Raw genomic sequence first — 1,618 nt, forward strand, 5'->3', positions numbered from 1 at the left:
CACCCTGGCCGTTTTCTCTGAGCGCCCTGCCGGCACGCCGTTTGACGTTTTACCCCCTCACCCTCCCACGCTTCGCGCGGGCCTCTCCCTCTCCCGATGGGAGAGGGTTTCATTTGGCGCCCTTCCCCGCGACGCCAAAGCCGCCTATGACGCCCACTCATGACGGCCAAAACCCCGCCCCATGAGCCCGCCGACCCGATCGAGACGATCCGCAAGCGCATCGTCTCGTTCCCCCGGCGCCATTTCCTGTCGGCCGGCGACTTGAACGCCTTGCAGGCCACGGATCTGCTGGACCTCGCCGACGCCTTCGTCGCCTTCAACCGCCAGACGTCCCGATCGCTCGACATTCTCAAGGGGCGGACGCTGATGAACCTGTTCTTCGAGAACAGCACCCGGACGCAGTCCAGCTTCGAGATCGCCGGCAAGCGCCTGGGCGCCGACGTCGTCAATATGAGCCCGCGTACCTCGTCGATCACCAAGGGCGAGACCCTGATCGACACCGCCGTCACCCTGAACGCCATGCGCCCCGACCTGCTGGTGGTGCGCCATGCCTCGTCGGGCGCGGCCAGCCTGCTGAGCCAGAAGGTCAGCGGCAGCGTGATCAACGCCGGCGACGGCCAGCACGAGCACCCCACCCAGGCGGTGCTGGACGCCCTGTCGATCCGCCGCGCCTTCGGCCGGGTCTCGGGCCTGACCGTGGCGATCTGCGGCGACGTGCTGCACAGCCGCGTGGCCCGCTCCAACGTCGCCCTGCTCCACACGCTTGGAGCAAGTGTACGGTTGGTTGGACCACCGACCCTGATGCCGGCCCAGGCAGAGCGCTGGGGCGTCACCGTCCATCACGACATGAAGGCCGGCATCGCCGGGGCCGACGTGGTGATGATGCTGCGCCTGCAGATGGAGCGGATGCAGGGCGCCTTCGTGCCCTCGACCCGTGAATATTTCCGTTTCTACGGCCTGGACCGCGAGAAGCTGGCCCGCGCCGCGCCCAAGGCCAAGGTCATGCATCCGGGTCCGATGAACCGGGGCGTCGAGATCGACTCCGACGTCGCCGACGATCCCGAGATCAGCCTGATCCAGGACCAGGTCGAGATGGGCGTCGCCGCCCGCATGGCGGTTCTGGCCTCCCTTGCCCACCGTCTCGAGGAGCACGGCCAATGAGCGCCTCACAGCCCCTCGCCCTGATCAACGCCCGGCTGGTCGACCCCGAAAGCGGCTATGACGGGCCCGGGGGCGTGATCGTCTCCGAAGGCGTGATCTCCGACGTCGCCAAGGGCCGCGAGTTCGGCAAGCTGACCAAGGACGTCCGCGTCATCGACTGCGGCGGCGCCATGCTGGCCCCCGGCCTGATAGACCTGCGGGTCAAGACCGGCGAGCCGGGGGCCGAGACCAAGGAAACCCTGGCCAGCGCCGCGCGGGCCGCGGCGGCCGGCGGGGTGACAAGCTTCGTCGTCCAGCCCGACACCGACCCGGCCGTCGACGATCCCAGCGTGGTCGACTTCATCCTGCGCCGCTCGCGCGACATCGACGCCGCCCGCATCCTCTGCGCCGGCGCGGCGACCAAGGGGCTGAACGGCGAGCAGATGGCCGAGATCGGCCTGATGCGCGAGGCCGGCTG

General features: G+C 69.1%; 1 protein-coding gene and 1 pseudogene. Both read left to right on the plus strand.

The window, feature by feature from the left end:
* Positions 1 to 159 precede the first annotated feature (159 nt).
* Complete coding sequence (locus tag AC1DZ6_RS24850; protein ID WP_477099764.1) at positions 160 to 1,161, plus strand: aspartate carbamoyltransferase catalytic subunit; 1,002 nt, start codon at positions 160 to 162, stop codon at positions 1,159 to 1,161.
* Positions 1,158 to 1,618: pseudogene (locus tag AC1DZ6_RS24855) on the plus strand (dihydroorotase); the annotation flags it as partial. The gene AC1DZ6_RS24850 and the pseudogene AC1DZ6_RS24855, both read left to right, overlap by 4 nt.

The sequence above is a fragment of the Caulobacter sp. P1_B12_2 genome, from assembly GCF_056406675.1.